The sequence below is a fragment of the Streptomyces cinereospinus genome, from assembly GCF_042430725.1.
GTDB classification, from domain to species: domain Bacteria; phylum Actinomycetota; class Actinomycetes; order Streptomycetales; family Streptomycetaceae; genus Streptomyces; species Streptomyces cinereospinus.
In genome coordinates this window covers 1-4703 of record NZ_JBHMCY010000141.1, presented here as the reverse complement: position 1 = coordinate 4703, position 4703 = coordinate 1, and the positions used below count along the sequence as shown (strand labels likewise).

4 protein-coding genes are annotated in these 4703 nt (G+C 71.7%); 1 reads left to right on the top strand and 3 read right to left on the bottom strand.

Annotation, left to right across the window (positions count from 1 at the left end; genetic code table 11):
• A partial coding sequence (locus tag ACFF45_RS34995; protein WP_381351058.1) for an aldehyde dehydrogenase family protein occupies positions 1 to 685 on the bottom strand: 685 nt, incomplete at its 3' end.
• 70 nt (positions 686 to 755) lie between these two features.
• Positions 756 to 1715, bottom strand: coding sequence for an amidohydrolase family protein (locus ACFF45_RS34990; RefSeq protein ID WP_381351056.1), 960 nt, complete (start codon positions 1713 to 1715; stop codon positions 756 to 758).
• Between the two features lie 106 nt (positions 1716 to 1821).
• Here ACFF45_RS34990 and ACFF45_RS34985 point away from each other — a divergent pair, with 106 nt between their 5' ends.
• Positions 1822 to 3444 (top strand): bifunctional 3-(3-hydroxy-phenyl)propionate/3-hydroxycinnamic acid hydroxylase, encoded by a 1623-nt coding sequence (locus ACFF45_RS34985; protein ID WP_381351055.1) that lies wholly within the window; start codon positions 1822 to 1824, stop codon positions 3442 to 3444.
• 209 nt (positions 3445 to 3653) lie between these two features.
• On the opposite strand, the gene ACFF45_RS34980 is transcribed toward ACFF45_RS34985, so the two are convergent.
• Positions 3654 to 4403 (bottom strand): FadR/GntR family transcriptional regulator, encoded by a 750-nt coding sequence (locus ACFF45_RS34980; protein WP_381351053.1) that lies wholly within the window; start codon positions 4401 to 4403, stop codon positions 3654 to 3656.
• Between the last annotated feature and the right edge of the window lie 300 nt (positions 4404 to 4703).

The following is a 4703-nucleotide window of genomic DNA, read 5'->3' as shown; positions in this document are numbered from 1 at the left end:
TGCCGGTGAAGCTGATGACGGGCACGTCGGGCGAGTCCACCAGCAGCCGCGCGACGTCGGAGCCGGACTCGACGACGACGTTGACCACACCGGCGTCCAGCTCGGGGACGCTGCCGAGGATGTCGCACATCAGCGCCGCGCTCTGCGCCGCCTGCCCGGGCATCTTCACCACCGCGGTGCAGCCGGCCGCCAGGGCCGGCGCGAGCGCCCGGATGCAGAGGTAGGCGGGTGAGTTCCAGGGGACCACGATGCCGGCGACGCCCACGGCCTGCCGGATCGACATGGCCTGGCGGCCCGGCTGGGTGTCGGTGACCCGGCCGTGCGGCTGGAGCGCCAGGCCCGAGGCGAAGCGCAGCGCGCGGAGGATGAAGTGCGCCTCGAACGCGGCCTCACGGCGGAGCTTGCCGTTCTCCCGGCACAGCGTGTCGACGACCTCGTCCAGGCGCGCGGCGTAGGCGTCGGCGAGATGGCTGAGCGCGGTGGCCCGGCGCATCGGGTCCAGCCGCCAGTCGCCCTCGCGGAAGGCGCGGACCGCCGTCTCGATCGCGGCCTCCCCCACCGCGAGGTCGGCGTCCGCGTAGGTGCCGATCACCTCACCGGTGGCCGGGTTCACGCTCTGGGACGTGCGGGCGGAACCGACCCACTCGCCGCCGATCCAGTGGCTCACGTTGGTCTTCTCGGTCATGTCGACGACTTTCCTTCGATTCGATGGCGGGTGGATCGCGGGGGGTGAAGGGAGGAGGACGGGGGCGGCGTCACAGACGCAGCAGCCGTTCGGCGTTGAGGTGGGCGATCTTGGCGCGGTCCGCCTCGCTGATCGGTGCGTTGCGCAGGAACTCGGTGGCTGTCCCCATCTCCTCGAAGGGGTAGTCGGTCCCGAAGAGGATGTGCTCGGGGCCGAGTGCGAGCAGCGCGCACAGCAGCGGGGGTGCCGAGCAGACGCCGCTGGTGGTGATGTAGAGGTTGTGGCGGACGTACTCCGAGGGGTTGCCCCGGGCGAGTTCCACGCCGTGGTGGTTGTGGAAGCCCCAGCGCGAGTCCAGGCGCCACAGCACGTAGGGCAGGCCCTCGCCCATGTGGCCCAGGAGCAGCTTGGCGTCGGGGAAGTCGTCGAAGACGCCGCCGAAGACCAGCCGCAGGAAGTGCGAGGCGGTCTCGTTGCCCCAGCTCCACATCGGGCCGGTCAGCTCGGGGTGGCCGTTGAGCACGTGCGGGGTGTCGACGCCGTTGGCCGGGTGCAGGTAGAGCGGGACGTCGAGGCCCTCGGCGCGCTCCCACACCCCGCGCAGCTCGGGGGCGTCGAGGTAGCGGCCCTGGGTGTGCGCGTTGACCAGGGCGCCGCGCAGGCCGAGCTGGGTCACGGCCCGCTCCAGCTCGGCCGCCGCCGCCTTCGGGTCCTGCAGCGGCAGCGCGGCGAAGCCGGCGAACCGGGCGGGATGCTCCGCGATCACTTCCGCGAGCAGGTCGTTGACCGCCGCGGCCTGCCTGACGGCCACGGCGGGGTCCGTCTCGGCCTGGATACCGGGCGAGTTGAGGGAGAGCACCTGTATGTCGAGGCCGGCCGCGTCCATCTCGGCCAGGCGCTCACCGGTGAGGTCGAGCATCCGCCGGGACGCCTCCCGCCACTTGTCCGGCTGGGCGATCGAGGCGGATCCGGCACCGTACGCCGCCAGTTCCGGAGTGACGAAGTGTTCTTCAAGACCGATGGTCCGCATGAGCCGACTCGTTTCACTAATATGCATTGACTTTCACGATAGTGAAACGTACGTTCCGGCGGTGTCAACCCTTTGGTAGGGGTTCTGAACAGTGGAGGTTTCGCGGATGAGCGCGATGGACGGTGTCGGCGGCGGTACGGGCCGGAGCGAGACGGCAGTGGACGTGGCGGTCGTCGGCTACGGACCCGTGGGCATGGCGACGGCGGCCCTGCTGGGGCGGGCCGGGCACCGCGTAGTGGTGCTGGAGCGGTACGACGGGCTGTACAACCTGCCCCGCGCCGCGATCTTCGACGACGAGACGATGCGCACCCTCGCCCGCCTGGGAATCGCCGAAGGGCTGCTGCCCAAACTGCGGGTACAGCGGAACTACGAGTGGCGCAACGGCCACGGGGACCTTTTGATCGAGCAGGCGTTCGCGGAGGTCGGGCGGAGCGGCTGGGCCGAGTGGTTCATGATGTACCAGCCCGACCTGGAAGAAGCCCTGGACGGCGTCTGCCGGTCGACGCCCGGGGTGGAGGTCCGGCACTCCAGCCCGGTGGTCGCCGTGGAGCAGACCGGGGACCACGTCGTCCTCACCGTGGACGGTCCCGGCGGACGGCAGAGCGTCACCGCACGGTACGTGGTCGCCTGCGACGGCGGCAACAGCTTCGTCCGGTCGGCGCTCGGAGTGACGCAGCAGGACTACGGCTTCTCCGAGCCCTGGATGGTGTGCGACTTCCGCTTCCGCCGCCCGGTGGACCTGCCGGCGGCCCTCCAGTTCGGCGATCCGAACGGCCCGACCTCGATCATCTCGATCGGCCCCGACCACCACCGTTTCAGCTTCATGCTCGACTCCCCGGAGGACTTCGAGACCGAGCGCGCCCCGGAGCGGGTGTGGAAGCGGGTGGCCGCCTACCTCACGCCCGAGGACGCCGAACTGATCCGGGTGGCCACGTACACCTTCCGCTCCCTGGTCGCCGACGACTGGCGCCGCGGCCGGATCGTCCTGGCCGGCGACGCGGCCCACCAGATGCCGCCGTTCCTGGGGCAGGGCATGTGCTCGGGCATCCGCGACGCGCAGAACCTCGCCTTCAAGCTGGACCTGATCCTGCGCGGCGCCGCGGGGGACGGCCTGCTCGACACCTACCAGACCGAGCGCGAGCCGCATGTGCGCGCGGTCACGGAGAAGGGCATCGAGCTCGGCACCATGCAGACCATCCGGGACCCGGAGCGCGCCGCCGAGCGCGACCGCGTCCTGCTGGCCCGGCGGGCCGCATCGCAGAAGCCGGAAACCCTGCGGTTCCCGGGCCTGGGCGAAGGGCTGCTGGCCCGCGCCTCCGGACCCGGACGCGGTGAACTGTCGGTGCAGGGCGCGGTGGACGACGGCACCCGCAGCGGCCGCCTCGACCAGGTGGTGGGCGACGGATTCCACGTCCTGGTCGATCCGGCCCTCCTCGCCGGGGCCGACGACCTCTCGGGGGTGCTCCACGACCTCGCCGAGACCGGTGTCCGCGTCGTCGCGCCGGGCGGCCGGGCCGACGACCACCCGTGGGCCGCGGTGGTGCGGGACGTCGACGGCACCTACCGCCGCTGGTTCGCGGAACTGGGCGTGTCCTTGGTCGCCGTACGTCCCGACTTCTACGTGTTCGGCACCGCGGCCGGTCCCGACGCGGCGGGGGTCCTCGCGCGGGAGGTACTGGGGACGGTCACCGGCGCGGACGGCGCGCCGTTGCGCCGGCCGGCCGCCTGAGCCACCGGACGGGGCCGTGGCCCGCTGCCCGCGACGGTGCTCCCGGTCCACGCCGGGGGCCGGAACGCCGGTGCGGGCGGACCGCGGCCCGGTCGCCGGCCGCGGGGGCGGAGCCCGACGACTCGGCCTGACTCGGCAGTGCCCACAGGCGCGCGGCGGCGACCGGTGTCGTTGGCCTGACGGGACCCGCGTCGGAAGCGGAGCGGCCGTCACGGGCCCGGGGTGAGGCAGCCTCGTCCAGGACGCTCCGGGTCAAGGGGCGCGGTCGGCGACGCGACGGTCCCCAAGGCGGTGTTGTGCTCCTGGACCAGACGCATCGCCTCCTCGCGGTCACGCCGGTCCAGGGCGTCGACCAGGTCGCGGTGGAGGACGTGGCGGTGCGCGATGTAGTCGCCCAGCGGCTGATCGCCGGCGGGCAGCACGGTCCGGGTACGGCTCTCGATCACGTCGAGCAGATGGGTGTAGAACGAGCCGAGCAGGGCGTTCGGGCTGATCGAGGCGATGGCAGCGTGCAGCCGCCAGTTCGCCTGGACGAAGGCGACCGGATCGGCGGCGGTCACGGCGTGCTCCATCGCGGTGACGTGCCGGCGAAGGTGCGCGATGTCGGCGGGGGAGGCGTGCCAGAGCGCGTCCTCGATGAGCAGCGGGTCGAGGGCGTCACGGATCCGGACGGCCTCGGCGACATCACCGGCCCGCGCGTCCAGGGCGAGGAAGGAGTTGCCCAGGCGGACCATCGGGGACTGCTCCGCGCTGAACAGCCCACCGCCGGGTCCGGGCTTGACGGTGACCAGGCCGCGGGCCTGGAGCAGTCGCAGCGCCTCGTTGAAGGTGCCGACCGACACTCCGCACAGCTTCCGCAGCTTCTCCTTGGTGCCCAGCCGGGAGCCGGGAGGCACGCTTTCCGCCAGGCGCGCGACCCGCTGCGCGGCTCTCTCGGCCCGCCCCGACACCAAGGGCATGATCAACCGCCCAGACTCGTCATATTCATCATGTTCATTTTAGGGCAACCTCTTGACGCTGGGCTATACATCGCCGCAACATCGAGGCAATCATCATGCTGAATAGCGATGGGTGGGCAAGGGGCCGGTCGCCGACGGCGTCGTGTCTCTCGCTCCGCTTCTGCAACAGACCGAGCGTCCTCCCGGCTCACCCGGCTCCGGGCGGCTCGCTCTCTTCCCCCTACGGGAGACTCATCGTGCGTATTGCCAATCTCTCCGGCCGTCTGGCCCTCATTGTCGACGGCAGGGCCGTGGATGTCG

Bases quoted from the DNA above. Each gene is read 5' to 3' on its own strand.
- ACFF45_RS34990 (WP_381351056.1), bottom strand. From the start codon at position 1,715: ATGCGGACCATCGGTCTTGAAGAACACTTCGTCACTCCGGAACTGGCG.
- ACFF45_RS34985 (WP_381351055.1), top strand. From the start codon at position 1,822: ATGAGCGCGATGGACGGTGTCGGCGGCGGTACGGGCCGGAGCGAGACG.
- ACFF45_RS34980 (WP_381351053.1), bottom strand. From the start codon at position 4,403: ATGCCCTTGGTGTCGGGGCGGGCCGAGAGAGCCGCGCAGCGGGTCGCG.